We start from the raw sequence: 25,759 nt of genomic DNA on the forward strand, positions 1-25,759 counted from the left end.
TCACTTATAAAATACGCAAAGGCGGTGTTTTTTTGAAAAAAAAATTTTTAACGATCGCTACAAGTGCTCAAGCAAACTTATTCATCAAAAAATCTAATTTTATTAGTTACGTCAAAAAAACAAGTACTGAAGCTGATACTCAAGCTTTCATTGAAGAATTAAAAGCGGTACATCCTAAAGCAAAGCACTATTGTTTTGCCGCAATTATCGGGCCAACAGATCAAATCCAACGTGCCAGTGACAATGGAGAACCTTCTGGGACAGCTGGTGTTCCAATTCTCAATGTTTTAAAAAAAAATCAACTGCATAATGTTACGGCAGTTGTGATTCGTTATTTTGGTGGAATTAAATTAGGTACTGGTGGTTTAATTAGAGCCTATAGTAATGCAACTAGTGCTGCCATTGAACAAGCTGGTATTGTCTACCGAATTAAAGCAACTGTGGTCACCGTTGAAATAGCTTATCATCAATTTGATTTATTAAAAAATTATTTTGATCAGAGAAAAATCGAGCTCTTTAATCTGACTTATTTGGAAAAAATCACATTAAGTTTTTCAGTTCCGAGTGTTAAACTCCAGCAAACCATTACCGAAATAAAAAATTTATTAAACGGTCAGCTCTTAGTTAAAGCAACTACTCTAAAATATATTGAAGTTCCCTATCTTCCAGCTAAACAAAAAAATGACGACAATTACTTTTCATAATCGCCGTCATTATCCAAACAAATTTAATCACTTATTTTTTTTGTTTTTAGTTTTAAATAGTCTTCCAATCCAGTTAATTAAAGGTCGACGCTGTGATCCCACCAAACCAATTGACTCAACAAAAAGTTCTAAACCAAATAAAGTCGCAATGGTTAACAAAATTGATCCTAATAAATTTGAAAACGGGTAAAGTAAAGCAATACAGGAAAAAATTAAAGCAATGCCATAAATTACCAATACCGTTTGAGTATGGCTCAAACCAATTTCCATTAACCGATGATGTAAGTGATGTTTATCGGCCTGTGAAATTGGCTTTTTATTTAAAACTCGTCGCAAAATGGCATAAACCGTATCTGTGATTGGTACACCCAAAATTATTACTGGGATTACAATCGTAATAAAGGTCGCATTTTTTAAGCCATAAAGTGAAAAAATTGAAATCATAAAGCCAATAAATAAAGCTCCTGTATCGCCCAAATAAATTTTTGCTGGATGAAAATTATAAGGTAAAAATCCAACTAACGATCCAACTAAAGTAAACATCATAATCGATACATAGGTGCCTGTAACATTTAAAAACAAGTAACCGGTGATGCCGCTCGTGATCAAAGCAATTATTGCTACTCCGACTGCCAAACCATCAAGTCCATCAATCAAATTAACTGCATTAGTAATCGCTAAAATCCAAATCAGCGTTACTGGCAAACTAAACCATCCTAAATCGATTGTCCCCAGAAAAGGTAACGTTAAGGTAGTCATCCTAATTCCACTGAAGAAATAAACGATTAGTGCCGCAACAGTAATTCCAAATAATTTTTGTTTTGGAGTTAATTCATAGATATCATCAATAATCCCCGTAGCAATGATTGTCAATTCAGCCGCAAATAATGTCCACAGTTGTTGTGGTGGATATTGCTGGCGCAGAATAAAAAAATTTACGAGATTGAAAGCGATAAAAATCGCTAATCCCCCCATTGTCGGCATTGTTACTTTGTTGACCCGCCGAGCATTAGGCTTGTCCACTGCACCTAGCTTAAATGCTAAACTGCGCACGAGCGGGGTTAAGATAAACGCTAACACCCCAGCCGCAAGTAAAGACGCAATAATAATAGACATACGCCGTCCTCTTTCTTTAATAATCATTCAAAGAAGAACTCTGCCGGCTTTTACTAAAAACCCGCTCCTAAGCTCATTACGCTTCATTATAACATAGTTTTAGCATCCAGCCTTCAGATACCGCAAACAAAAAAGCTGAATTACTTTTTCAAGTGATAACTGTAAGTTGAAACAATAATATTTTCACGTGAATTTAAAACCGCACGTAATCGCAGACTAGTCTGATTATGCAAAATATTCTGCCAAGGTTTGCGTGGAACAAATTGTGGAACTAAGACAGTTGTCGAATAATTTTTTTTGGCTGAATCTTTAGCAATTACATCACAAAAGCGCAATACTGGACCGGCAACTGAACGATATGAAGAATGTAAGTCAACAAAACGTACGTCAGGAAATGAATCCTTGAATTCCTTAGCTGTTTCGTGTTCTTTTTTGGGATTAGTATCAAATGAAACATGCATAGCTATTACATAATCACCAATTGAACGTGCATAATTGATTGCACCAGTTGTAACATGAGTTACTGAACTAACTAAAACAATAACTGTAGCACCGGAGTAATCATGTAATTGTGCCTGTTCATTATTTAATCGTAACTGGGACGCTACCATTGTATAATGAGCATGAATTTTGTAAAATCCAGCTAATAAAACCAACATAATAATTAAGTACGGCCAAACATTGGAAAAATGCAACCAAAATAAGAAGACAACTAAAGCTAACGAAATAGCTGCTCCCAAAAGATTAACTAATGAATTGAGCACCCAATTGTGCCCGCGTTCACGTAACCAATGAATAATCATCCCAGATTGTGACAAAGTAAATGGAACAAAAACCCCAACTGCATACAATGGTATCAATAAACTTGTTTGCCCATGGAAAATAAGGATCAATACAATTGCACCGACAGCTAACGAAATAACCCCATTAGAGTAAGCTAAACGGTCTCCTTTATCCATATACATATGCGGCATAAATTTATCCTTGGCAAGATTATACGCTAAAATTGGAAAAGCAGAAAAACCGGTATTCGCTGCAACCGCTAAAATTAACGCCGTTGAAAATTGCAATAAGTAGTAGAAAATCCCCTTACCAAAAACTGCTGAACCAATTTGAGACAAAACCGTTTCATCCGGATTCGGCATTACACCCAAATAATAACTCAGAAAAGTAACTCCAATTAAAAACATTCCTAATAAAGCTGCCATAATCGCCAAGGTATTTGCTGCATTCTTTCGACGTGGTTTTCTAAAATTTGGTACCGCATTACTAATGGCCTCAACACCTGTTAAGGAAGATGAACCTGCAGAAAAAGCCCTTAAAAATAAAATCAACGTCATCCCCGGGACAGCACTACCAACCGGTGCTGCTGCATGATAAGTTAATTTACCCGTAGCAATGTTGAATAGTCCCCAGCCTAACATTCCCAGTAAAACGATAACAAAAGTGTAAACTGGCAAGGTTAGAAACGAAGCAGAATCTTTCATGCCCCGTAAATTCAAAGTCATAATAAACAAAACGATAAAAATGGCAATTCCGATACTGTATGGACGCAACAATGGAATTGCCGAAGTAATTGCCTCTGTTCCAGATGTCACTGAAACAGCTACAGTCAGCATGTAATCAACTAGTAAAGATCCTCCGGCAATTAAACCAATTGAAGTACCCCAGTTCTTAGTTGCAACAACATAGGCGCCCCCACCAGAAGGATAAGCATTAATAATTTGCCGGTACGACATTGTAATTGCAAACAATAAAATCAACACAATGCCCACAGCTGGCAAAGCATACCAAGTTGCTGCTGCAGATAGAACAAATAAAACCGTTGTAATCTGTTCAGTCCCATATGCTACTGAAGACAGCGCATCCGAAGATAATAAAGCCAATGCTTTAAATTTTGTCAGCGATTGGCCACCCGCATCAGTTGTTTTAAGAGGTCTTCCAATTAGTAACCGTTTTAAATAACGCCACATTTCTATTTCTCCTTTGACGCAATTAATCAAGACTACAAATTTACAAACCAATAACTTGTAAATAGTTGTTTTTACGTCTTTATCAATCTATCATATTTTTAGAAAGCCTGCAGCTTTCGCTGTTTCGTATTTTACTTTACTCAACATTATAACTCTTTTTAAATCTGACAATGATTTCAATATCATGACATAAAAAAACCGATTAAGCAAGTCAAAAAAGATAAGAGCTGTAGTAAAACTTAAAAGTTTTACTACAGCTCTATCATATATTAATGTCTAATTAACAGACATTCATTCCCAAAGATTCGGAAATTGTGAAAATTGCACCTAAAACAATTTGCTTAGATACAGTGACTGCATAATTACTAAGCCCCTAGAGTCCATATGTTGCCTGACAGACTAAATATTTACAACAAGGCTATAACATATAATTACTTTACTTCTTAATTCATCAGCAACAAACAAATTATGGTTTTTGATAAGGATTGTCGAAACGGAGTATTAAGAAGTTTTGGTATCCAATTACCTAATTAAAATCAGAAAACTTATATCCTAACTTTCCTTAAAAATAATTGTTTTCTAAACCAGTTGGTTTACATCATACCGCCCATGTTTGGTCCTGGAGCCGGAGCAGCTGGAGCAGCTTTTGGTTCTGGCTTTTCAGCAACAACAGCTTCGGTAGTTAACAATAAGGCAGAAACACTAGCAGCATTTTGCAAAGCTGAACGAGTTACCTTAGTCGGGTCAACGATTCCAGCATCTACCATATCTTCCCACTTATCTTCAGCAGCATTATAACCAACACCTGGTTTTTCAGACTTCAATTTTTCAACAATAACTGAACCTTCAAGCCCAGCATTTTCGGCAATCTGACGAACTGGTTCTTCTAATGCACGTTTAACGATATTAATTCCAGTTTGAACGTCACCACTTTCTTTCAAACTAGCAACATCTTTAATAACATTGATCAAAGCTGTACCACCACCGGCTACAAAGCCTTCTTGAACAGCAGCACGAGTAGCGTTCAAAGCATCTTCAATGCGATATTTACGTTCTTTCAGTTCTGTTTCAGTTGCAGCACCAACTTTAACAACTGCAACACCACCAGCTAATTTAGCTAAGCGTTCTTGTAATTTTTCGCGATCAAAGTCAGATGTAGTTTCAGCAATCTGTTTTTTAATTGTCTGAACACGTTCTGCAATCTGAGCTTTATCTCCAGCACCTTCAACAATTGTGGTCTTTTCTTTAGTAATTGTAATTTTACCAGCTGAACCAAGTTGGTCAATTTTAGTATCTTTTAATTGAAGACCTAAATCATCTGTAATCACAGTAGCACCTGTCAATGTAGCAATATCTTGCAACATTTCTTTACGACGATCGCCAAATCCAGGAGCTTTAACAGCTACAACATTGAAAGTCCCACGAATTTTGTTTAAAACAAGTGTTGGCAAAGCTTCACCATCAACATCGTCCGCAATAATTAACAGTGGACGACCTTGTTCAACAATTGATTGTAATAAATTCAGAACTTCTTGGATGTTAGAAATCTTTTTGTCAGTAATCAAAACATAAGGATTGTCAAGATCAGCTTCCATTTTATCATTATCAGTTACCATGTACTGTGATAAATAGCCACGATCAAACTGCATTCCTTCAACAACATCTAATGAAGTATCAATACCTTTTGATTCTTCAATTGTAATAACTCCATCATTACCAACTTTTTCCATTGCATCAGCAATTAACTTGCCAACTTCCTCATTCGCAGAAGAAATTGATGCAATTTGTGCAATATCACTTTTTGATTCAACTTTATGTGACATTTCGCGTAATGCATCAACCGCTTTTTTAGTAGCCAATTCAATTCCCCGACGAATGCCAACTGGATTAGCACCAGCTGTAACATTTTTCATTCCTTCTGTCACAATTGCCTGTGCCAAAACTGTAGCGGTTGTAGTTCCATCACCTGCAACGTCATTAGTCTTTGATGCTACTTCAGAAACTAATTTTGCGCCCATATTTTCAAAATGATCTGCTAATTCAACTGCTTTAGCAATTGTGACACCATCGTTAGTAATTGTTGGAGAACCATATGATTGCTCTAAAACAACATTTCTTCCTTTTGGTCCTAAAGTTGATTTAACGGTATTAGCTAGTTTATCAACCCCAGCAAGTAATTTTGTCCGTGCATCTTCAGAAAATTTAACTTCTTTTGCCATTAAAAATTCACCTCATCATCAAAATTTAAATAAAAACAATTTTTTGAATCATATTAAAATTAAACTATTCAACGATAGCAACAATATCCTTTTCGTGCACAACCAAATATTGCTTACTTTCATATTTAACTTCAGTGCCTGCATATTTGTCAAAGATAACCAAATCATTTGGCTTAACCGACAAAGCTACCTTTTCTCCGTTATCCAGTACACGACCATCGCCTACTGCAACAATTTTGCCAGTTTGTGGTTTTTCCTGAGCATTACTTGCTAGGACAATTCCACCGACTGTCTTTTCCTCATCTTTTTGAACTTCTAAAATAACGCGATCTCCTAAAGGTTTAAGCACTCTGTATCCCTCCAATATTAGTTATGTTTTAGCACTCAGTATCTCTAAGTGCTAACCACAGTTATTACTATAATCAATTTGTGCTTTAATTGCAAGTGATTTATCACTCGAACATTGCAACTGCTAAATTATGGTATAATGACCAAAGTAATTCAGCTAAGGAGGGCCGTTTAATGGCGTTGAAAAAAAATTCCATGTGGCTATTAATTAGCTACCTAATCGTTTCAATCTGCTCAACAATTATCGATCATTACTTTAGAACTAGTTCCAGCCTTTACTATTTATTAACTATTATCGGTGTAACGGGAAGCATTGCAATGTATTTTATCAATCGGCAATTTGCAACTTATCAAAATTGGTTAGAAAAAAAATCAGTTTCGCAGCAGCAAAACTTAATCTTAGGTTTTGGTGGAGCCGTTCTTCTTTTAGCCACTCAACAACTTTGTTTTTGGTTAGAAAACTTAATTCTGCACCAAACTGATGCTTCACAAAACACAGCTGCTATGCTAGCTATTATCAAACATTACCCGATTTATTTATTATATGTGCTCATTGCTGCTCCAATTATGGAAGAATTAGTATTTCGTAAAGTGCTTTTTGGTAATTTAGTGACCCTCACCAGTCCTTTTATAGCTGGTATTATCTCATGCCTGCTTTTTAGTATTGTCCATGCTGATGGTCATTTTCTTACTTATGCAGCTATTGGTGGAATGTTATGCTGGATTTATGCCAAAAGTGGTCGAGTACAAACTTCGATGATTGCTCACATGGTGATGAACTTAATAATTGTCATGCTTAGTTTCAAATAAAAAAGCAGTCCGCTCACTTGCGGCTGCTTTGACTAATTAGGCATCATTTTCCTTATGTGAGCCAAATTTATCTAAGAAATAAATTAAGGTCTGCAATTCATTGGTTAGATCAACATTTTGAACACGAACAGTACTTGGAACTGTAATTCTTAATGGCGTAAAATTCAAAATTCCCTTAACACCAACTTCTACCAACTCATTAGTAGCTTCTTGAGCAACTGGTGCTGGTACTGTCAAAATAACAATTTCAATTTGCTGAACCGTAAGCTGTTCTTTCATATCATCCATATGATAAACTGGAACGCCGCTTTGAATTGTACCAGTGATATCTTCATTGATGTCGAAAGCTGCACTGATACGCACATTGTTGCTCTGGTGAAAATTATAATTTAACAATGCATGACCCAAATTGCCAACGCCAATTAGAGCTACATTGGTTAACTTATCTTGCTTTAAAGTTTTCCGAAAAAAGGCCAACAGACTTTCAACATCGTACCCATAGCCCCGCTTTCCAAGAGCACCAAAATACGAAAAGTCGCGCCGAATTGTTGCAGAATCAACCTTAACTGCATCAGCTAATTCGGTTGAAGATACACGCTGTTTACCCGCATCTGACAAAAAATGCAGGTAACGATAATAAATCGGCAATCGTTTAGCCGTTGCATGTGGAATTTTATTACTTGCCATAATTTTTCTCCTTTCAAGAGATTAATGATTTTTTTGATAAATTTAACAACTGTCTTGTTAAATAAAAAAGCTCAACCACCATTTTTCACAATTTACAAAACAAAGTATTGTTTATTTTTTCCTTAACTATGCTACACTAATTTTGTTTCGTATGCAATCAGAAGACTAGCTTTTTTTAATAATTCACAAGCTTTTAGAAACCAGCTTCACAAATTACTCTGAGGAAGTGATTTAATTGATTTTACTACAAGTCCAACACGTTGCTCGACTGTTTGGAGCAGATGTCCTTTTTAAAAATATTGATTTAGACATCCAAGAAAATTCACGAATTGCCTTGGTTGGCCGAAATGGTGTTGGCAAATCAACTTTATTAAAAATAATAATGGACCAACAACCAGCGGATCAAGGCCAAATAACGCGCGCAAAAAATTTGACAATTGGTTATCTTGCTCAAGATACCGGTTTAGTCTCAGCTAACACAATTTATGAAGAAATGTTAACTGTTTTTGAGCCCTTACGAAAAATGGAAGAAAAGATTCACCAACTTGAAAACAAAATCGCTAGTGATTCACAGAAAGTTAATTCAAAAGAATATCAACGTTTGTTGGCACAATACGATCAAATGCAACACGATTTTAAGGAAAATAACGGCTATGGCTATCAAGCAGAAATTCGTTCAGTCTTACATGGATTTAAATTTGATGAAAAAGATTATCAGCAAAAAATTAATAGCCTTTCTGGCGGGCAAAAAACTCGATTGGCTTTAGCAAAGCTTTTATTGGAAAAAAGAGACTTGCTAATTCTCGATGAACCAACCAACCATCTGGATATTGAGACACTCAATTGGTTGGAAAATTATCTTCAAGGATATACTGGCGCTTTATTGCTAGTTTCTCATGATCGCTATTTTCTTGATAAAATTGCGCAAGATGTCTATGAATTAACTCCAACGGCTGCTATCCATTATAGCGGAAACTATTCGGCTTATATCAAAAAAAAGCAATTGCGCTTACAGCTGCAGCAAAAAGCCTATGAAAAGCAACAAGAGAAAATTGACAAATTAGAAGATTTCGTCAAAAAAAATATCGTCCGAGCTTCAACCACTAAACGCGCCCAAAGTCGTCGTAAACAATTAGAAAAAATTGAGCGTCTAGATAAGCCTCAAGGTCAACAACAAGGGCCACACTTTGCTTTTACTGCTGAACACCCAAGTGGCAATATCGTCTTGAATGTCAATGAGGCTTATATTGGTTACCAAAATCACGCAATTGCTGGCCCGATTAATATTGAGCTTCGACGAAACCAAATTATGGCAATTGTCGGTCCTAATGGGATCGGAAAATCGACTTTTCTAAAAAGTATTCTAGGGAAAATTCCATTTATTTCTGGGAGCAGTCAATTTGGAGCACAAGTTGATGTTGGTTATTATGATCAAGAATTACATAACCTAACTCCTAACAAAAGTGTTTTAAATGAGGTCTGGGATGATCATCCGACCATGCCAGAAAAAGACATTCGCTCGATTTTGGGAAGCTTTTTATTTCGCGGTTCCGATGTTGCTAAGATTGTTAGCCAGCTGTCTGGCGGTGAAAAAGCTCGTTTGTTGTTAACTAAGCTTGCTCTGAACCACCATAATTTTATTTTGTTTGACGAGCCAACAAACCACTTAGACATTGAAAGCAAAGAAGTCCTTGAACAAGCATTACTTAAATTTGATGGTACAGTTCTATTTGTTTCTCATGATCGATACTTTATCAACAAAGTTGCCTCTCAGGTTATTGAACTTAGTGAACAAGGAAGTCAACTATTCTTAGGCGATTATGATTATTACCTAACCAAAAAAGCCGAGCAGCATTTACTAGCTGAAGAAATAAAAGCAGATGAGTCTCAAAACCTAGCGAAGAAAAGCTCTCAAACTTCAACATCTGCAACTAATTATCAGCAAAACAAAAAACTGCAGCGAGAAAAGAGAAAATTAGAACGTGACGTTGCGAAGCTTGAAAAGCAACTAGAAGACTTAGATGTTATCGCTAACTCGATTCAACAGGCAATGTCAGCACCTGAAAACTATACTGATCCAACCAAAATCAAACAACTGCAAGAACAATTAACTGAGAATCAACAACAACAACAACAAACTGAAACAGAGTGGGAAACCACGGCTGCTAAACTCGAAAAGTTTGAATAATAAAGAAAAGATGCTGAAAAAAACTATTAACCAGTCAATTAGCAGAAGGCGAGTCATCCGACCTCTCATACCATCGCCGTATATGGCGGTTCAATAACCTAAGCACTCTGAATTTGCTGGAGAGTTTTGGACATATTTGTCAGTCCAAGGCTCTCCAGCTTTTCATTCGTAGTTGTATTTCAATACACTTGTGTGGGCTGTATACCAAGAACATTTATGACCCCACTAACTAGCTTCAATAACCATGGATCCTGAACATACTGACTAATAAATTTCATCCTTAGATCATGATTGACTGTATCGAAGTAAGCCTTTAAATCAAGGTAAATCACTTGCCGAATGGCATCATGAGCACTTCGATGTGGTCGAAAACTGAAGCTACTATCTGAAAATACTTGCTCGAAAATGAGGGTTAGAACTTGGAACACACCATCGAGATCCTTATGCATTAGCCTGATTGAGATTATTACGGTCAACCCACTACTATTACTTCAGCTGACTTCTGATCAATTTCCAAGAGCGCTAATTTAACAGTATCTGAACGGTCCGTTTTCTGTCTTCTCAACCCTGCCATGCGAATTGATGACTCCAAAAGATTTATTTCAAGGTAATTCATTCCTTCATCAATGAAAAAGCGAGTCAGAACTCTAGAATAAATACCAGTTGTTTCAAATACTGCCATGGCTGGCACATCGCTCGTAATTATCGGCCTGAGCTTCGCCAATCCAGACTCAATCTAAAATTTCTTAACAACCGTATGATCGTGTAAAAGAGCACAACTACTTTTTCCACGACTTACGTCAATAGCCAAAACGTGTACTTTATCACCTTCCATATATTTTGAGGCAGCAACTTCGTAGATTCGTTCATTTTCTATATTTGATCTCAAGGATCCATATCCTAAATCTAACTGTTCACTACGTGTTGTTGGGCCAATTTGAAACTCGTAATTGATATTCCACTAGTATTGACGACCTCAACCTTAATTTAAGTGGGTCTATACTTTCTGATATTGGTGGAACATAAAAGCCAGTATCAGTTTTTTTATTTTATACGTTAAAGGACATGGCATCCTATGATACGATTTAAGTGACTAAACCCAATCGAAAGAAGGAAAAACCATGTCCCAATTAAATTTTATCGCACGCTTACTCGAAATAAAAGACTCAAATATCAATTTTTTTAAAGTTGAGGACCTTAGAACGGTTAGATCTGGCGTTATTTATCATTTCAAGGCGATCTATGCTCGCCTTAGCTATCAACTTTCTCATTGCCTTCACTGTGGTTTTGCATCGCTGATTAAAAATGGTACTACTTTGACAAAACTCCGTTTGCCGACACTCAATGGCCCAATGATTTTATTGTATCTGCGAAAACAACGTTATTTTTGTAAATCTTGTCAGACTACTTGTGGTGCCAACACTCCAATCGTTGAAAAGAATCATTCTCTTACCAGAGGTCTCAAATCTGCTGTTGTTAAATTAGCCAAACAATCACTCCCTGTTACGACGATTGCCAAACTAGTCGGGATCTCTCCTAGTTCAGTTACACGGATTTTATATCATGATTTTCAAAGACCTCAGCGCCTAGCCAAACTTCCTGAACATCTTTGTTTTGACGAATTCAAATCAGTTGCCAGATCGTATTCATTTATTGCCATCGATGCCAAAAAACACAATTTGATCTCAATTCTTGATGACCGCTTGTCTAAAAATATTTGTGCTTACTTTGAAAATCGCTATTCTCTAGAGGAACGTTCAGCTGTCAAATCGGTTGTCATTGATTTAAATGCCAATTACCAGCTTTTCATCAGACGACTTTTCCCGCATGCTAAAATCATTATTGATCGCTTTCACATTGTTCAATTGGTAAATCGGGCTTTCGATCAGCTTAGGGTTACAATTTTAAAGCAACAAAGCGATAAGCATAGTCGGATTTACAAAGCTTTAAAAATCAATTGGCGTTTGTTTCATCAAGATACTGAAAAAATCAATCGTTCAAAAACACAATACTTCAGAGGGCTTAACGAATATATGACGCAACAGAACCTGATTGATTTAGGGCTTAGTACTAATTCAAAGCTTAAATACACCTATGAAACAGCTCATCAAATCCAAGAAGCAATTAAAAAACAAGATTCAAAAAAGCTCAGACAAGTTTTAACTAATTACCAAAAACAACAATCTCCAATGGATACTTCAATTACAACCCTAAAGAAAAATCTAAAATATATTTCAAATAGCTGTGAATCATCACTTTCCAATGGACCTATCGAAGGAATCAATCGTAAAATCAAAGCACTTAAACGGATCTGTTACGGATTCAAAAACATGGATCATTTTTATGCCAGAACTCTTTTAATTGTAAAATAAAGAAGCCCCCTATTCAGAGGACTTCATGGCTTCACCAATACGATTTCTAATATGATGTCAAGTATCAACTCATTTAAAAAAGAGTACGCTAAACAGTGATAGCTTTTTGACAGAAAAAAGCTGTCATAAATATCAACTGTACTAGTATTTAAATAGTCAGCTTAATGGGAGGTTCTCGCGTAATTATAAATTTGGTTTGTGCGGACCAAATTCATAATCGTCCTATCAAGCCTATTCACACAAGCAATCATGGCAACCATGTCCGGTTTAGGATGTGGTCCTTTCTTTAGCTTATAGTAGTAATCCACAATGTGATTATCAATACGTGCTTGATTTCTAAGCATGGATCTGATCACTTCAAACATAATGTAACGGGCACTACTTTGACCTCTCCGATTAATCCGGTCAGCTTCTTTGAATCCTCCGGATTGGATTCGTCGTAAATCTATTCCAATGTAAGCATTTAGTTACTTATAGCTTGGGAATCTCGCTATTTTTCCTGTAAAGCCTAGTAACAGGGCCGTTGATATTTCTCCCGCCCCAGGAATACTCGCAATGATTTTAAACTCCGGAAAAGTTTTCGCGTAAGTGATCAATTGGCGCTTTAATAAGTCATGGTCCTGATTATATCGCTGAATCTCTCCACAATAACCACGGATTTGGCTAATTAAAAATGAGTCTGCAGGTTGTGCCGGATATGATAATTGGCCGGCCTGCCAGACTTCTTTACATCTACGTACAATTAAATCCGAATGGATTTTAGGACTTACCAAGCCAATGATTTGTTTCACCATCGTTCCTGGAATACAACCTGTTAAAAAATCAGGATGTGGAAAGAGGTTAACAAAAGTTAACCCGAGCACTGATCGAATTGGGTTAAATATATCGTTTAACTCGGGAAATGTTTGATCAAGTGCAGCATGCAAATGATTGATAATCCGGGATCTCTCTTTAGTTATTTCCAGATAGCGGTGCGCCATTAAATGAAGTTGTTCATATGGCTTTGGATATGGTCTACGACCATGAATAAGTAACTTCTGATCAATCCCCAAGAGCGCTAATTTAACTGCATCTGAACGGTCCGTTTTCTGTCTTCTTAGCCCTGCCATGCGAATTGATGACTCCAAAGGATTTATTTCAAGGTAATTCATTCTTTCATCGATGAAAAAACGGGTCAGAACTCTAGAATAAATACCAGTTGTTTCAAATACCGCCATGACTGGCGAATCGCTCGTAATTATTGACTTGAGCTTCGCCAATCCAGACTTATTATGAACAATCCGAAATTCCTTAACAACTGTATGATCGTGCAAAAGGGCACAACTACTGTTTCCACGACTTACGTCAATACCTAAAACGTGCACTTTATCACCTTCCATATATTTTGAGGCAACAACTTCGCAGATTCGTTCATTTTCTATATTCGATCTCAAGGACCCACATCCTAAATCTAACTGTTCACTACGCGTTGTTGGGCCAGTTTGACACTCGGAATTGATGTAAGCGATAGCTGAGTAAGCGATAGCTGAGATGGCGGTCTATGCACAAATAGCCTAAAATCGTATAATGATCTTAGGTTATTGGTACGTAGGCCTTTTTTTCAGTTTAATATAGTAATTCCTGATTAGAAAAGTCGGATTTTAGATTCCAAGGCATTAGGTCTTCAAGTGCATCTTTACTTAAGCTGTCAACTTCTGTCAATTTTTTCAAAATCCGATAGAGATATGCTTCTGGATTCAAACGATTTAATTTTGCTGTCATAATCAACGTTAATGCGATCGCATTGGCTTTTGCACCTGCAAAAGTTGTTGAAAACTCCCAGTTTTTTCTCCCCATTACGCTTTCTTTAACAACGCGCTCTGCACGATTGTTAGTCAGTTCATAATATCCTTCTTTCAAAGTATTTATGATTCGGTTTTCCTGACTAAGGGCATATTGTTGAGCTCGATGCAATGCAGATTTTGGTGAAATAATCAGTTTGCTGATCTCATCAAAAACAGCTTTCATTTTGGGGAAAATTATTTCTTGTCGTCGCTGTTTTCTTTCTTCTTCGAGCTCAACTCCTTGATTATCCAGGAAAGTTATCTCATCAAATTTTTTTACGAGTTTAGCACTAATTGATCTAGAATTCTTCGTTAAGCCCACTTGAGATGCAGTTACAAATTTACGACGTACATGCGCCAAACATCCAAGATGTTTGGTACTATCAATAAAATTGTATGCTGCATAGCCATCCGTTTGAACAGCTCCCTTAAAACCAGTTAAAAGTTTTATCGCAGTTGCTTGATCTCGACCATCGTGATGATGATAAATAGCTATCTGTTTCCCTTCATATTTTCCGGATGCTAAAACCCAATAATAGGTTTTGGCCTTTTTTGATTCAATTGTATTATATGGAGTTTCATCAATATGGATATAACGTAGCTCCATTAATTGTTTTCGCAAATACTCATATAAAGGCTCACATTGTTCTGCAAAAACTTTAATCATCCAATGCGATGTTTGTGATCTAGGCAAATCAATCCCATGGAATCTTCCCCAAAATTCTTGTCGGTACAAGGGTAATTTATAAAAAAACTTCATCGCGGCAATATGTGCGATGACCGAAGGTGAAGCTAACGGACTATGTGCTAAAAGAGAACGTGGCATATTAGCTTTTTTAAGCTTCATTGGAAAATTATTCTTACAGTGCTGACATTTATAGACATCCTGATAATGATCGATAACTTTAATTTGTTCAGGAATAACTACAACTTCATGCCTAACAAAATTACTTGCAATTTTTTGTAACTTCGCATGACATTCATCACATACGCAATCTATTCCTTCTAATGAATGATGAACTTCTTCATGAGGGTATTTAGAAAGGTCAAGCTTACGCTTTCCTGATTTTGAAGCTTTTTTCTTATGTTCTTTAACTGTTACTTCTTTAACTTCGTTTTGAGTTTCTTCAAACTTGTCATTAAAAAGGTTCATTTGAAGTGGGTCAATATATTCAGATTTTTCTGTTTTTTTTACAAAGATCATCCGTTTATACTGATCAAGGATTTCTTTATATTCGCCAAGTTGTTTTTCTAATAAAGAAATCTGTTCCTTTAACTTTTTAATTTCTTGATCTTTTTTGTCCATTAGGTTCACCTCCTTTAGTTTTCAAATACCACATCCTTTATTATACAGAAATAAGCCTGTCATTCCTAGAGTGACAGGCTAAAATAATATTCCCTTTGTCCCAGGTTTGATTGTTTTCTTTTCCTCAATAGCTAAACCTGATAAAAGCCGACGAAGTTGGCTTGGGCGCAAGTTACAAACTTCATTTTGTTTGCGTGGCCATTGAAAATGTCCATTATCAATTCTTTTGTAATAAAGTACAAATCCAGTCTTGTCCCAATATAAAGCTTTAAAACGATCTGCCCGTGTACCACAAAAAAGGAAAATGGCATTATCATAAACATCCAAGTCAAAATTTTCCAAAACTAAAGCCGCGAGGCCATCTATCCCTTTGCGTAAATCTGTTTTACCGCAAACAAGATAGATTTTCATTTCATTTATGTTCGGAAACATGATTGTCTCGATTCCAAAGATAAATATTCAAGCTTTTCAATATTTCACGTGAAGCACCGTTATAGACTCGGATTTCAATATCATTGGTAATAATTCTAGCTGCCATCTCACGTAATGGGCGAACTGGTCCTTGAGGATGATGATCAACCAAATTAACTGCAACAACGTCTTCTAATTTCATAAAAATACCTCCTACAATATTTGATGGGACAAGTATAACAAGAGGTTTTCGATTAAAACAGACCGCCATCTCTGGACTTAGGATGAAAGTATAGACACGATTTGGTAGAATTTCTACTAGAGAGGATCGTGTCTTATGAGCAAAAGAAAGAGATATTCTGTCGAATTCAAGAAAATGATCGTTCAGCTGTATGAAAGCGGGACATCAGTCACTGATCTTACCAGCGAATATGGGATTGCCAGTGCCACCATTTATAAATGGAATGATTTGTACAAGAAAGATAATGACACCGGGGTCTCCAAGGCCGACTTGTTAGAAATGCAGGCAAGAATTGCCAGGCTGGAAAGTGAAAACGATATCCTAAAAAAAGCATTAACCATATTCGCAAAAAAGTAAGTATCAAAGATTGGCAGTCAGCTATTAAAGTAACGGCATCAGCGCATAGCGTTAAAGAAGTCTGTCAGATGTTGCACTTATGTCGATCAACCTACTATCAGTACCAGCACCAGACTAAGCCCGAACAGTTTAAGCGGCGCCAAGTTTTATACCAGCAAATCCGACGCATCTACTTTGATCATCGGCGGGTTTATGGCGCTCCTAAAGTTCACGAGGAACTTTTACGTGAGGGCTATCATGCCAGTTTGAAACTGGTTCAAAAGCTGATGCGACACCTAGGCCTCCGGTCAATTGTCGTCAAAAAGTGGCGCTATGAGCACAACAACTATATTGACCAAATGACCTACCCTAATTTGTTAAAACAAGACTTTAAAGCTGTCAAACCTAATCAAAAATGGGCTGCTGATATTACCTATATTCCGACCAAAACTGATGGGTGGTGCTATCTGGCAACCATCATGGACTTGTATTCTCGCAAAATTATCGCTCATAAATTAAGCCGACACATGACAACCGAGTTGGTTGTCAACGTACTTAATCAAGCTTGTGAAACTAGAACTGTCAAGGCTGGTTTGATTCTGCATACTGATTTGGGCAGCCAGTATCGAAGTACTGCCCTTGAAACAGCATTGAAGCAACACGCTATCCGGCACTCTTACAGTAAACGTGGCTATCCGTATGACAATTCTGTGGTGGAGTCATTTCATGCCAGCTTCAAGAAGGAGGAGGTTTACCAACGGACTTACAAAGACTATCATGAAGCCAATTTGGCTCAGTTTAGTTACATTGAAGGATTTTATAATTCTCGGCGGATCATTAGTGCCGATGGCTATTTAACTCCAGATGAAAAAGAACAATTAGTCAGTTAGAAATTCTACGTAATCGTGTCTAAAAACTTGACTCAGATCCACTCAGCTATCGCTTACTGACGACCTCAACCTCAATTTAAGTATAGTAAAAGAGGTATCAAGATTGTCGTCACAATCTTGATACCTCTTACTTTAGGATGTTTGACGGAGACCCAAAAATTCTGGCAAAGCTGATCTCACTAAGAGACAGATTGCCAGAATGTTGGGGATTGCCCCTGTTACTTTATATCGGATTGAAAAATTTCATACAGAAGAAAATTTAAAATAATTTTTTGAACATCAAATTCACAAGAATACTTATATGTTTTATATCTTAAAAATTATTAATGTCAACAACTGTAATTGCTCTAGTGTTAAATACATTTCTACTTTTAGAATATTCCACATACTTACCATTTGCTAACCAAACAACTTGTTCAACCTCTAACATCGGAACTTTTAAATTGGTTTCTAAATATTTGACATCATCTTGATTAGACCAATCAGAATGTATTTTTCTAAACGCACCACCAAACTTAAGATTCAGCTCATCATGAATGTAGCTATATATTGAAGATTTTATCGATTCTAAAGGTAATTTGGGAACAATTGAGACAGGCATATAGGTATGCTCAAGGATAAAGGGCATGCCATCAATAATTCTTAATCTTTTAATATTATAAACTAATTCAGTAGTTGTAATGTTTAATTTTTGGGCTACGTGAGCACTAGGAAATTCTGGTTCAAATAATATTACTTTACTTTTTATATGTTCTTTTCCTTGTTGGTGGTACAATCCGTCGAAAGCATTCGCGGGGGAGTCGAGTTTCCCCATTTTTAAAGTTTGCCCTAAAACATAAGTACCTAAACCTGATTTTTTATAAATCAGGCCTGCTCGCGCAAGACCATCCAAGGCTTTTTTAATGGTTATTTTACTAACTCCAAACTCTTTTGCTAGTTTCCCTTGTTCAGGCATTAGTTCATTAGCTTTGTAAGTTTCATTTAGTATTCTTTTTTTAATTTCGTTTGCTATTAGTTGATATTTTTTTTCTTTCAATTCACATTTACACTCCAACTTAGTCTTCAATGTGAATTATATCATATAATCATTGATTCCTAAGGGGTGCTAAATCATGGTTCTTGAAAAAAGTCTACAACTGCACCACGCAGGTTGGCTTCTTCCAAATATTTACATGCAGAAACTTGAATATTCAAAGAGGCTATTTTAGTGGTTGAACTAATGCGACAAACTTCTTTTTTTATAAGTTCAATAAAAAAACTATCGTTGGAAATTGCACCACCTATTAACACTTTTTCTGGATCTAATGTATATTGAATATTAAAAATCGCTTGAGCAAGTGCACTGACAGCATTTTTAACTTCTGCTTTTGCTTTGAGTTCACCTTTTTTTGCTAGTCTTAAAACCTCTTGACCAGAATAGTCTTGATTCATCATGTTCGAATATCGTTTTCCTATCTCTACTGGTGATGCGATTGTACTTAGAGTCTTCATTTCTTTGCTGTTATTTATTGTATAACCCAATTCTCCACCTAAAAGATGATATCCATGCCAAATTTTGCGATTAATTACTACAGAACCTCCAATACCAGAACCAATTACAATTACAACTATACTATTATTGTTTTTACCAGCACCATCCGTTATCTCTGCCAGAGCCGCACAATTTGCATCATTTTCTATGGTGATGGGTAACTTAAAAATTTTTTTTAATTCCTCTCGTATATTAAAATTATGAATATAGGATACAGCTGAAACGCCTTCTATAATTCCTGTTGTCTTATTCACTGCACCGGGTGAACTGATTGCAACCCCGTCGATACTTTTATCGTTTGCAACCTTTTTAAGACCTGATTTTAAAGCTTTGTAAAAGTCAGATAAATTATCAGGGGTTTTAGTTTTTGTAAAGTTATTTAATTTTTCATTCTCCCAAAGTGCAAATTTAATAGTTGTACCACCAATATCTATAGCAACTAATCTCTTCAAGTTTTCCTCCCAATATACTGAATAAAGAGCTCATTATATAGTTAAGTGAAATTCCCGTTAATTTTTAATTCATAACATCCTTAATAATCTTACATGATTGTGGATCAAATTCTAGCTCTGTTACCAAGTCGTTCCCAAGTTGAATTCCCTTGGGGAAACGCATAACATCATTAAAAAAATAACCTTTCGCTGCTGGACCTCCATCAACTGTAATTTTTAATTGGGGTCCTCCATCGTTGCACACCATAAAAGTGTGTTCATTCATTTTGAAACTTTTGACTTTATTCATAACGAATAATCCTCTCAAATTTAGATACTTACTAAACCAGACTTGAAAAAAACAAAAGCTTCATTCTGGATTAGAAGCTATGATTGACAGATCACCGGTTAACTTATATTTTGAAACATTATTAGGCAAAATAAAGTTTGTACCCTTTTTTATATCATAAATTTTATCAGCAACTTCTAGCTTACCTTTTCCATTAATTACTGATGCCAAAATGTATGGTTTAGTTCCTCGATCCATCTCTAACTCACTTTGAATATCCCACTTATAAACTGAAAAGTATGGTGAAATTGGTGGTTCAACCAAAGCTGTGATTGTTGTTGAACCTATTTTTTTTGATTCAATATTTAAAGTTGGGGTTTTAAACGGAACGGTTGTTACTTCAATTGACTGTTGTAAATGCAACTCACGTTTTCTCCCAGTTTTTTTCTCCACTCGGTCATAATCATACAAACGATAAGTCGTATCAGAACTTTGCTGTATTTCAATAACTTCAATTCCCTTATTCAATGCATGAATTGTTCCACTTGGAACATAAACAAAGTCTCCAGTTTTAACATATTTCTTTTTTAGCAAAGTATCCCAATTACCAGTTTCAATCATTACTTTCAGTTCTTCACGTGTTTTTGCCGTATGACCATAAATTAGATATGCACCTTCATCAGCATGTAAAACATACCAACACTCAGTCTTTCCAAGTTCATTCTCATGTTTCTTAGCGTATGCATTATCAGGATGAACTTGTACAGATAGACTCGCCTCCGCATCAAGAAATTTAATTAGTAAAGGAAATACCTTGTTGTTGGGTTTCCCAAATAATTCAGGATGATCAATGTATATATTAGATAACAACTGTCCCTTGTATTTTCCATTACTAATAGTATTAGTTCCATGTGGATGACCCGATATTGCCCAACATTCACCTATTTTACCTTGTGGTAATTTATAGCCAAAGTCTTTTTCCAATGCACGTCCACCCCAAATTTTTTCATGGAATACTGGGGATAAAAAAATTGCTTCACTCATTTTATATTCTCCTTATTTAATATATTTTTAATCGAATCCCAAGTCTATTAGTTCAACTGTTATTGTTTGCAGCCAGACATATTCCTCCAATAATGCCCGCATCATCACCCAACTCTGCTGGAACTATATAATTATCGTAATCCTTGATTTCATAATATCCATTTAAGTATTTCCTTAGTATTCTTTTAATTTTGGGAAAAAGTTGTTCGTTATGCATAACACCTCCACCAAAAATAATGCGCTGTGGTGCGTATGATAAAGTCACGTTATGACATAATTGGGCCAAATATTCTGCTTCAAGATCCCATATTTTTGATTTTTTTTCTAGTTGAGTGGCTTCCCCATTAACTCTTTGCTGTAAGGCTGGCCCTGCTGCCAGTCCTTCAGCACATTTGTCATAGTGATAAGGACAGGTTCCCTTAAAATCGGAATCATCTGGTAACTTTGTTAGTAAAGTATGACCAACTTCTGTATGTGAAGCACCATAATAAAACTTACCATGATTAACTACCCCAGCGCCAATTCCAGTTCCAACCGTTAAATATACAAGATTTTTAAATTCTTGACCTGCTCCATGTTTCATTTCACCGTATAACGCTATATTGACATCTGTTGTCCATAATATGGGAACTTGTAAATTTTTTTTGAGTTCATATAAAAAATTGAATTCTTTCCATCCTTTTTTGGGTGTATTTAATATATATCCATAATTGTCTTGCTCAATGTTAACACCAATTGGTCCAAACGATCCTACTCCAATTTTTTGAAGATTATAATCTTTAAAAAAGGATCCAATCTTTGGGATAACTTCTTTAGGAGTCTTAGTTGGAAATTTAACCTTTTTGATGATATTTCCATTCTGATCGCCTATAGCACAAACAAATTTTGTACCTCCTGCTTCTATTGCGCCAAACATGAAAAAATTCCTTTCTTATTCAAAGAAGAGCTGAATATGTTCAACCCTTCCATTTAAATTATTTATTTTTTTGATTTAAATTTTCATACAATTCAACAATTTCTTTTGCTAAATCTTTAAACGTAATCCCCGTCATTAACCAATCTTGAGCATGAACCATATATAAATTAACCTCTGTATGCTCTCCTTGGGCCTCTTTAGTTAGCATATTTGTTTGAATATTATGTGCATTCCCTAAAGCTTTTTCTGATTTTTTTATTTGTTTATCAGCTTCAACAAAATCATTTTCCTTGGCTGCATTAATAGCTTTTATAGCGAAAGATTTAGCATTCCCGCCTTCCATAATTAACCCCATTATTACTTTCATTACATCATCATTCAACTTGCTATCCCCCTAGTTAATATGATTATTTAACAATTTTTCTGCCGTATTTAATACATTCGCTCCATTCATCATGCCATAATCCTGCATATTGATGACATCCATAGGAATGCCAGCTTTATCAGTTTTTTTCTTAATATCATCTTTCATATAAGAAACCTGTGGACCTAATAATAAAACATCTGGATGTGGCGTTTTGCTTAATTGATTGTCGACATCAGCTGTCGAAGTTGCAAATATTTTATATTTTTTACCTTGTGCTTTGGCTACTGCTTGCATTTTTGAAACAAGTAGTGAAGTAGACATTCCGGCTGAACAAGCTAACATTATTATTTTCTCTGACATTTTAAATATTCCTCCCAAACAATTTGTATTATAAATTTATTCTGCAACTTCTTGTTTTTCAGCTTTCTCAGAAGCGAGTTTATCCATTTCTTTCTTATAAAGAATTGCATCGTATTTTTTTGCAAACGGAAAATAAATTGCAGTTGATATAACTAAAGTAACAAATTGCCAAATAGCCATTTTCCAGCCTCCAATTAAAAACCCTGATAATACTGCTGGGGTCGTCCAAGGCGCTGCAACTCCATTTAAAGGTGGAACAATTCCAAAATAGATAATCAAATATGTTGACAATGCAACAACAACAGGGGTTAAAAAGAAAGGTATTGCTAAAAACGGATTCATAACTAACGGTAATCCAAATAAAAATGGTTCATTAATATTGAATATAGCTGGAACTAACTCAATCTTCCCTAAAGTTTTCATCTGTGTGGACTTAGCTGCAAATAGAGTGAAAATAACTAGTCCAATAGTAATACCAGATCCAGTCAAATTAATAAAATTATTATAAAATTCATTAGTAACAATATGAGCACCATTAGCAAGGGTCAGCTTTCCTGCATGATACAGTGCTGCATTTGCCGCTGTATTAGGCAATAAAAAAACACCCGCAATTGTTCCAACAATTAAGCCACCATGAACTCCAAAGAACCAGAAAAATGAAACAGCAAATCCGATTACCAATGCACCAACCAGTGAGTCTGAAAGCCCCTGCATAGGCATTTCTAATAGTTTATAAACATATTGTGTTAAATCTGTATTTAAAAATGCTTTAAATACCGCATAAATTAGCATAGATGTTGTTAAAATAACTCCAGCAGGAATCATTGCTGTAAATTGTTTTGCAACGCTAGCAGGTACTTGTTCAGGTAAAGTAATTTTCCACCCCTTCTTCAACATACCTGAATATGACCAACCAGTTAATAACCCTACGATAATAGCAGCAATCATACCTTGTCCACCAAGCCAAGTAATATTTAACACACCAGTAACTGGTGAAGATAGAAAAGTTTGAAGAACATGGGGTAACTTATCAATATTCTCTGCAACTGCTTTTCCGCTCATTATGACGGTTCCAGCACTGTTAGTAATACCGCTTCCGCTTTTACCCATTGTTGCAACTAATGGATTATCAATTGACATTAATTGAATAAGCAAGAATGCTGATAAGGAAGTCAAACCAGCGGGCAAAGCCTCATAACCTTCATTTCTAACATAAACATAAGCAATACCAACAACTGCCCAAATTGAAAGTACACCAAAACTTGCTGTGTAAGCTTGTGTAAAAAAGCTTGACCATCCTGAATTTCTTAACGCATCAGAAACTGCAGGAATTGGAAAATTTGAAAGAATTAAGAAAACTGATCCAATAATGATAAAGGGCAATGAGTAAATCATACCGTCCTGTAAAGCTTTTACTGCTTTTGTGTTAACAAATTTCATTACTGATGGCATTATTCTTTTATTAACAAAAGTATTAAATGTTCCTTTTTCCATTAAAGTTCATCTCCATTTTTTTCAAGTATAGATTTAAACCAATAATACGATTTTTTAGGGACTCTCTTTAAATCTTTTAAATCATGGTTTGATCGATTAACATATACTGTTCCGTAACGTTTCTCCATATCCCCATGAGAACTCGGAATATCAATCAATCCCCAGCCTAAATAACCAAGGACCTTGGCTCCATCCAAAAAAATTGCATCTTTCATGGCTTTAATGTGTTCACGATGATAACTAATCCTTTGATCATCATGAATCATATCTTTTCCATTCCAATTTTCGCGAATACCAATACCATTTTCAATCGGAAAAACCGGTATATGATATTGATTATATAAACTTGTAATTATGTTTCTAAAACCTAACGGATCAATGTTCCAACCCCATTCTGTTTTTTTTAAAAATCGATTATCCTCAAAGCCATAGTTTAAATACCGATTAGGTGCAACATTATTAGGTATTTTATCAGCATTCAAAACAGCAGACCTATAATAACTAAATGATAAAAAATCTGCTTTCATTTTATTAAGAATATCAAAATCTCCTTTTTGAAAATCAAAGTTAATCTTTTTATTTTTGATAAATTGCAGTACCTCACTAGAATACATCCCATTAATGTATGCTTCAGTGAGATTATTATTTAAAAATTCATCTATTTTTCTTGCACAATAAACATCAATTGGCTTAGATGTTTCAGGATAAATGGGGGTATATGCCAACATACCACCAATTTTTAACGTGTCAAAATTTTTGTGTATAAACTTATCTATTTTTGCATGAGCTAACATTGTATGATGAAAGATCCTATACATGTCATTCAAACTCTTTGAACCTTTAAGGTATCCAGAGATGTTAAAAACTTCATCAGTAAAATATAAGTTATGTTCATTAAAAGTAATCCAATACTTGACTCTATCAGCAAAATGCTCAATAACTTTTTTACTAAAGCGAACAAAAGCATCAACCGTATGACGCGACATGAAACCATTTTCTTTCTCAGCCAAGGCTAACGGCATATCAAAATGATATAAACAAATCATTGGTGTAATATTACGAGAAATCATAGCATTGATTAAATTATCATAAAACGAAATACCTTCCTCATTAAATTCTCCATCACCATCAGGAACAATCCTTGACCATGAAATTTGAATTCGACACATGTTCATATTCATGCCTTTCAATAAATCTAAATCCTCTTCATATCGGTGATACTCATCAATAGCCACTCTCCAATTGGAGGAATCTGCGGTGGCATCTCGAACGTCATAAACTGATTTTCCTTTTCCTCCTTCATTCCATGCTCCTTCGGTTTGCATACTAGAAACTGAATTTCCCCAAAAAAAATCTTGTGGTAATCTTCTAACTTTCGGCATAAACAACCTCCTCGTATTATATGTTTATAAGCTACAAATCTTTTCCTAAATATACTTGTTTTTTGGACACCACATGTTAGTCTCTAATTGTCATTGGCTTTGATCAACTGGTATAGGTTTTTTTCTCCTTGTAGGACAATTACTTGTTTAGACCGCCGCCCAGACGATCACTTAAAGTTCGAACCACACGCTGTATTGATCAACTGATTTTATTGATTCGAGCAGAACCAAATGCAGTTTTTAATCTTTGACCTATGAATACTTAGACCTATGAATACTTATATTTTGCGAGGTTGAACTTAATGGTCGTAATTAGAGATTATCATGCGGTGTCCAAAAGGAAACCTGACAAATCTGAAGAAAGGACATGGCAAATTTGCCCAGCCTGAGAAATTAGCCAAAGCGCTACAAAAAGCAATCCGATCACCGCGCAAGCGCGCCCTCGCATTAATAGCACGAAAATTAGTTAGGGTGATTTACACACTGCTCAGTAGACACCAAATTTATCAGAAAGAAGAATT

General features: G+C 35.6%; 27 protein-coding genes and 2 pseudogenes. 7 read left to right on the forward strand and 22 right to left on the reverse strand.

Annotated features, from left to right (window positions below):
- Positions 1-32 precede the first annotated feature (32 nt).
- A complete protein-coding gene (locus G6O73_RS07620) occupies positions 33-704 on the forward strand; it encodes a YigZ family protein (protein WP_057886434.1) in 672 nt (223 codons plus the stop codon).
- Positions 705-731: 27 nt separating this feature from the next.
- Here the strand turns inward: G6O73_RS07620 and G6O73_RS07625 are convergent, their stop codons facing one another.
- From G6O73_RS07625 to groES, 4 genes are all read right to left on the reverse strand, one after another.
- On the reverse strand, positions 732-1,820 hold the full coding sequence (locus tag G6O73_RS07625) for a glycosyltransferase family 4 protein (protein ID WP_057886435.1): 1,089 nt from the start codon (positions 1,818-1,820) through the stop codon (positions 732-734).
- A gap of 140 nt (positions 1,821-1,960) precedes the next feature.
- On the reverse strand, positions 1,961-3,793 hold the full coding sequence (locus tag G6O73_RS07630) for an APC family permease (protein WP_057886436.1): 1,833 nt from the start codon (positions 3,791-3,793) through the stop codon (positions 1,961-1,963).
- 593 nt (positions 3,794-4,386) lie between these two features.
- Complete coding sequence (gene groL / locus G6O73_RS07635) at positions 4,387-6,012, reverse strand: chaperonin GroEL (RefSeq protein ID WP_057886437.1); 1,626 nt, start codon at positions 6,010-6,012, stop codon at positions 4,387-4,389.
- Between the two features lie 64 nt (positions 6,013-6,076).
- Complete coding sequence (groES, locus tag G6O73_RS07640) at positions 6,077-6,361, reverse strand: co-chaperone GroES (protein WP_057886438.1); 285 nt, start codon at positions 6,359-6,361, stop codon at positions 6,077-6,079.
- Between the two features lie 173 nt (positions 6,362-6,534).
- On the opposite strand from groES, the gene G6O73_RS07645 reads away from it, so the two are divergent.
- Complete coding sequence (locus G6O73_RS07645) at positions 6,535-7,170, forward strand: CPBP family intramembrane glutamic endopeptidase (RefSeq protein ID WP_057886439.1); 636 nt, start codon at positions 6,535-6,537, stop codon at positions 7,168-7,170.
- 36 nt (positions 7,171-7,206) lie between these two features.
- On the opposite strand, the gene G6O73_RS07650 is transcribed toward G6O73_RS07645, so the two are convergent.
- On the reverse strand, positions 7,207-7,857 hold the full coding sequence (locus G6O73_RS07650; RefSeq protein WP_057886440.1) for a redox-sensing transcriptional repressor Rex: 651 nt from the start codon (positions 7,855-7,857) through the stop codon (positions 7,207-7,209).
- A 235-nt stretch (positions 7,858-8,092) separates the two neighbouring features.
- On the opposite strand from G6O73_RS07650, the gene G6O73_RS07655 reads away from it, so the two are divergent.
- On the forward strand, positions 8,093-10,045 hold the full coding sequence (locus tag G6O73_RS07655; RefSeq protein WP_057886441.1) for an ABC-F family ATP-binding cassette domain-containing protein: 1,953 nt from the start codon (positions 8,093-8,095) through the stop codon (positions 10,043-10,045).
- Positions 10,046-10,257: 212 nt separating this feature from the next.
- On the opposite strand, the pseudogene G6O73_RS07660 reads toward G6O73_RS07655, so the two are convergent.
- The 3 genes and pseudogenes from G6O73_RS07660 to G6O73_RS12805 form a co-directional block, all read right to left on the reverse strand.
- A pseudogene (locus tag G6O73_RS07660) lies at positions 10,258-10,473 on the reverse strand (group II intron reverse transcriptase/maturase); the annotation flags it as partial.
- A gap of 44 nt (positions 10,474-10,517) precedes the next feature.
- Positions 10,518-10,727, reverse strand: a complete 210-nt coding sequence (locus tag G6O73_RS12800) for a hypothetical protein (RefSeq protein WP_245002949.1) — start codon at positions 10,725-10,727, stop codon at positions 10,518-10,520.
- Positions 10,728-10,781: 54 nt separating this feature from the next.
- Entirely contained in the window at positions 10,782-10,934 is a 153-nt protein-coding gene (locus tag G6O73_RS12805; protein WP_235805090.1) for a hypothetical protein, read from the reverse strand.
- Between the two features lie 232 nt (positions 10,935-11,166).
- Here G6O73_RS12805 and G6O73_RS07670 point away from each other — a divergent pair, with 232 nt between their 5' ends.
- Positions 11,167-12,417 (forward strand): ISL3 family transposase, encoded by a 1,251-nt coding sequence (locus tag G6O73_RS07670; RefSeq protein WP_148126304.1) that lies wholly within the window; start codon positions 11,167-11,169, stop codon positions 12,415-12,417.
- Between the two features lie 161 nt (positions 12,418-12,578).
- Here G6O73_RS07670 and G6O73_RS12810 read toward each other — a convergent pair whose 3' ends face one another.
- The 5 genes from G6O73_RS12810 to G6O73_RS07690 all read right to left on the reverse strand — a co-directional run bounded on the left by G6O73_RS12810 (position 12,579) and on the right by G6O73_RS07690 (position 16,159).
- Positions 12,579-12,872: a transposase gene (locus tag G6O73_RS12810; RefSeq protein WP_315972226.1), complete on the reverse strand. Its 294-nt coding sequence runs from the start codon at positions 12,870-12,872 to the stop codon at positions 12,579-12,581.
- A gap of 12 nt (positions 12,873-12,884) precedes the next feature.
- Complete coding sequence (locus G6O73_RS07675; protein WP_245002950.1) at positions 12,885-13,796, reverse strand: IS110 family transposase; 912 nt, start codon at positions 13,794-13,796, stop codon at positions 12,885-12,887.
- Between the two features lie 226 nt (positions 13,797-14,022).
- Entirely contained in the window at positions 14,023-15,546 is a 1,524-nt protein-coding gene (tnpC, locus tag G6O73_RS07680) for an IS66 family transposase (protein ID WP_057885730.1), read from the reverse strand.
- Between the two features lie 78 nt (positions 15,547-15,624).
- A complete protein-coding gene (tnpB, locus tag G6O73_RS07685) occupies positions 15,625-15,957 on the reverse strand; it encodes an IS66 family insertion sequence element accessory protein TnpB (protein ID WP_202813146.1) in 333 nt (110 codons plus the stop codon).
- Between the two features lies 1 nt (position 15,958).
- The gene (locus G6O73_RS07690) at positions 15,959-16,159 is read right to left on the reverse strand and encodes a hypothetical protein (RefSeq protein ID WP_057885728.1); all 201 of its coding nucleotides are present in this window, start codon (positions 16,157-16,159) and stop codon (positions 15,959-15,961) included.
- Between the two features lie 135 nt (positions 16,160-16,294).
- On the opposite strand from G6O73_RS07690, the gene G6O73_RS07695 reads away from it, so the two are divergent.
- The 3 genes and pseudogenes from G6O73_RS07695 to G6O73_RS07705 form a co-directional block, all read left to right on the forward strand.
- On the forward strand, positions 16,295-16,555 hold the full coding sequence (locus G6O73_RS07695; RefSeq protein WP_057885727.1) for a transposase: 261 nt from the start codon (positions 16,295-16,297) through the stop codon (positions 16,553-16,555).
- Positions 16,556-16,557: 2 nt separating this feature from the next.
- On the forward strand, positions 16,558-17,424 hold the full coding sequence (locus G6O73_RS07700; protein ID WP_336512544.1) for an IS3 family transposase: 867 nt from the start codon (positions 16,558-16,560) through the stop codon (positions 17,422-17,424).
- A gap of 169 nt (positions 17,425-17,593) precedes the next feature.
- A pseudogene (locus tag G6O73_RS07705) lies at positions 17,594-17,692 on the forward strand (recombinase family protein); the annotation flags it as partial.
- A 45-nt stretch (positions 17,693-17,737) separates the two neighbouring features.
- Here the strand turns inward: G6O73_RS07705 and G6O73_RS07710 are convergent.
- From G6O73_RS07710 to G6O73_RS07750, 9 genes are all read right to left on the reverse strand, one after another.
- Positions 17,738-18,460, reverse strand: a complete 723-nt coding sequence (locus G6O73_RS07710) for a GntR family transcriptional regulator (RefSeq protein ID WP_057885065.1) — start codon at positions 18,458-18,460, stop codon at positions 17,738-17,740.
- A gap of 74 nt (positions 18,461-18,534) precedes the next feature.
- Positions 18,535-19,407, reverse strand: coding sequence for an ROK family protein (locus tag G6O73_RS07715; protein WP_057885066.1), 873 nt, complete (start codon positions 19,405-19,407; stop codon positions 18,535-18,537).
- 64 nt (positions 19,408-19,471) lie between these two features.
- Positions 19,472-19,696 (reverse strand): hypothetical protein, encoded by a 225-nt coding sequence (locus G6O73_RS07720; RefSeq protein WP_057885067.1) that lies wholly within the window; start codon positions 19,694-19,696, stop codon positions 19,472-19,474.
- Positions 19,697-19,756: 60 nt separating this feature from the next.
- Entirely contained in the window at positions 19,757-20,719 is a 963-nt protein-coding gene (manA, locus tag G6O73_RS07725) for a mannose-6-phosphate isomerase, class I (RefSeq protein ID WP_057885068.1), read from the reverse strand.
- A 52-nt stretch (positions 20,720-20,771) separates the two neighbouring features.
- Positions 20,772-21,635 carry an ROK family protein gene (locus G6O73_RS07730; RefSeq protein WP_057885069.1) on the reverse strand — a complete coding sequence of 288 codons (864 nt, stop codon included), beginning with the start codon at positions 21,633-21,635 and terminating at the stop codon, positions 20,772-20,774.
- A 58-nt stretch (positions 21,636-21,693) separates the two neighbouring features.
- Complete coding sequence (locus G6O73_RS07735; RefSeq protein ID WP_390624801.1) at positions 21,694-22,002, reverse strand: PTS lactose/cellobiose transporter subunit IIA; 309 nt, start codon at positions 22,000-22,002, stop codon at positions 21,694-21,696.
- Positions 22,003-22,029: 27 nt separating this feature from the next.
- On the reverse strand, positions 22,030-22,362 hold the full coding sequence (locus tag G6O73_RS07740) for a PTS sugar transporter subunit IIB (protein WP_057885071.1): 333 nt from the start codon (positions 22,360-22,362) through the stop codon (positions 22,030-22,032).
- A 36-nt stretch (positions 22,363-22,398) separates the two neighbouring features.
- On the reverse strand, positions 22,399-23,856 hold the full coding sequence (locus tag G6O73_RS07745) for a PTS sugar transporter subunit IIC (protein ID WP_057885072.1): 1,458 nt from the start codon (positions 23,854-23,856) through the stop codon (positions 22,399-22,401).
- Complete coding sequence (locus tag G6O73_RS07750) at positions 23,856-25,238, reverse strand: glycoside hydrolase family 1 protein (RefSeq protein ID WP_057885073.1); 1,383 nt, start codon at positions 25,236-25,238, stop codon at positions 23,856-23,858. The genes G6O73_RS07745 and G6O73_RS07750 overlap by 1 nt, the downstream gene beginning before the upstream one ends.
- Positions 25,239-25,759 lie beyond the last annotated feature (521 nt).

This window comes from Liquorilactobacillus nagelii DSM 13675, assembly GCF_019444005.1.
In the GTDB taxonomy this organism is placed as follows: Bacteria; Bacillota; Bacilli; order Lactobacillales; family Lactobacillaceae; genus Liquorilactobacillus; species Liquorilactobacillus nagelii.

Excerpts from the sequence above, each read along its gene's own strand:
- G6O73_RS07645 (WP_057886439.1), top strand. The coding sequence starts at position 6,535 with ATGGCGTTGAAAAAAAATTCCATGTGGCTATTAATTAGCTACCTAATC.
- G6O73_RS07670 (WP_148126304.1), top strand. The coding sequence starts at position 11,167 with ATGTCCCAATTAAATTTTATCGCACGCTTACTCGAAATAAAAGACTCA.
- tnpC (WP_057885730.1), bottom strand. The coding sequence starts at position 15,546 with ATGGACAAAAAAGATCAAGAAATTAAAAAGTTAAAGGAACAGATTTCT.
- G6O73_RS12800 (WP_245002949.1), bottom strand. The coding sequence starts at position 10,727 with ATGGCAGTATTTGAAACAACTGGTATTTATTCTAGAGTTCTGACTCGC.
- manA (WP_057885068.1), bottom strand. The coding sequence starts at position 20,719 with ATGAGTGAAGCAATTTTTTTATCCCCAGTATTCCATGAAAAAATTTGG.
- G6O73_RS07735 (WP_390624801.1), bottom strand. The coding sequence starts at position 22,002 with ATGAAAGTAATAATGGGGTTAATTATGGAAGGCGGGAATGCTAAATCT.
- G6O73_RS07750 (WP_057885073.1), bottom strand. The coding sequence starts at position 25,238 with ATGCCGAAAGTTAGAAGATTACCACAAGATTTTTTTTGGGGAAATTCA.
- G6O73_RS07745 (WP_057885072.1), bottom strand. The coding sequence starts at position 23,856 with ATGGAAAAAGGAACATTTAATACTTTTGTTAATAAAAGAATAATGCCA.
- G6O73_RS07720 (WP_057885067.1), bottom strand. The coding sequence starts at position 19,696 with ATGAATAAAGTCAAAAGTTTCAAAATGAATGAACACACTTTTATGGTG.
- groL (WP_057886437.1), bottom strand. The coding sequence starts at position 6,012 with ATGGCAAAAGAAGTTAAATTTTCTGAAGATGCACGGACAAAATTACTT.
- tnpB (WP_202813146.1), bottom strand. The coding sequence starts at position 15,957 with ATGAAAATCTATCTTGTTTGCGGTAAAACAGATTTACGCAAAGGGATA.
- G6O73_RS07690 (WP_057885728.1), bottom strand. The coding sequence starts at position 16,159 with ATGAAATTAGAAGACGTTGTTGCAGTTAATTTGGTTGATCATCATCCT.
- G6O73_RS07650 (WP_057886440.1), bottom strand. The coding sequence starts at position 7,857 with ATGGCAAGTAATAAAATTCCACATGCAACGGCTAAACGATTGCCGATT.
- G6O73_RS07695 (WP_057885727.1), top strand. The coding sequence starts at position 16,295 with ATGAGCAAAAGAAAGAGATATTCTGTCGAATTCAAGAAAATGATCGTT.
- G6O73_RS07740 (WP_057885071.1), bottom strand. The coding sequence starts at position 22,362 with ATGTCAGAGAAAATAATAATGTTAGCTTGTTCAGCCGGAATGTCTACT.
- G6O73_RS07730 (WP_057885069.1), bottom strand. The coding sequence starts at position 21,635 with ATGTTTGGCGCAATAGAAGCAGGAGGTACAAAATTTGTTTGTGCTATA.
- G6O73_RS07675 (WP_245002950.1), bottom strand. The coding sequence starts at position 13,796 with ATGGAAGGTGATAAAGTGCACGTTTTAGGTATTGACGTAAGTCGTGGA.
- G6O73_RS07630 (WP_057886436.1), bottom strand. The coding sequence starts at position 3,793 with ATGTGGCGTTATTTAAAACGGTTACTAATTGGAAGACCTCTTAAAACA.
- G6O73_RS07625 (WP_057886435.1), bottom strand. The coding sequence starts at position 1,820 with ATGTCTATTATTATTGCGTCTTTACTTGCGGCTGGGGTGTTAGCGTTT.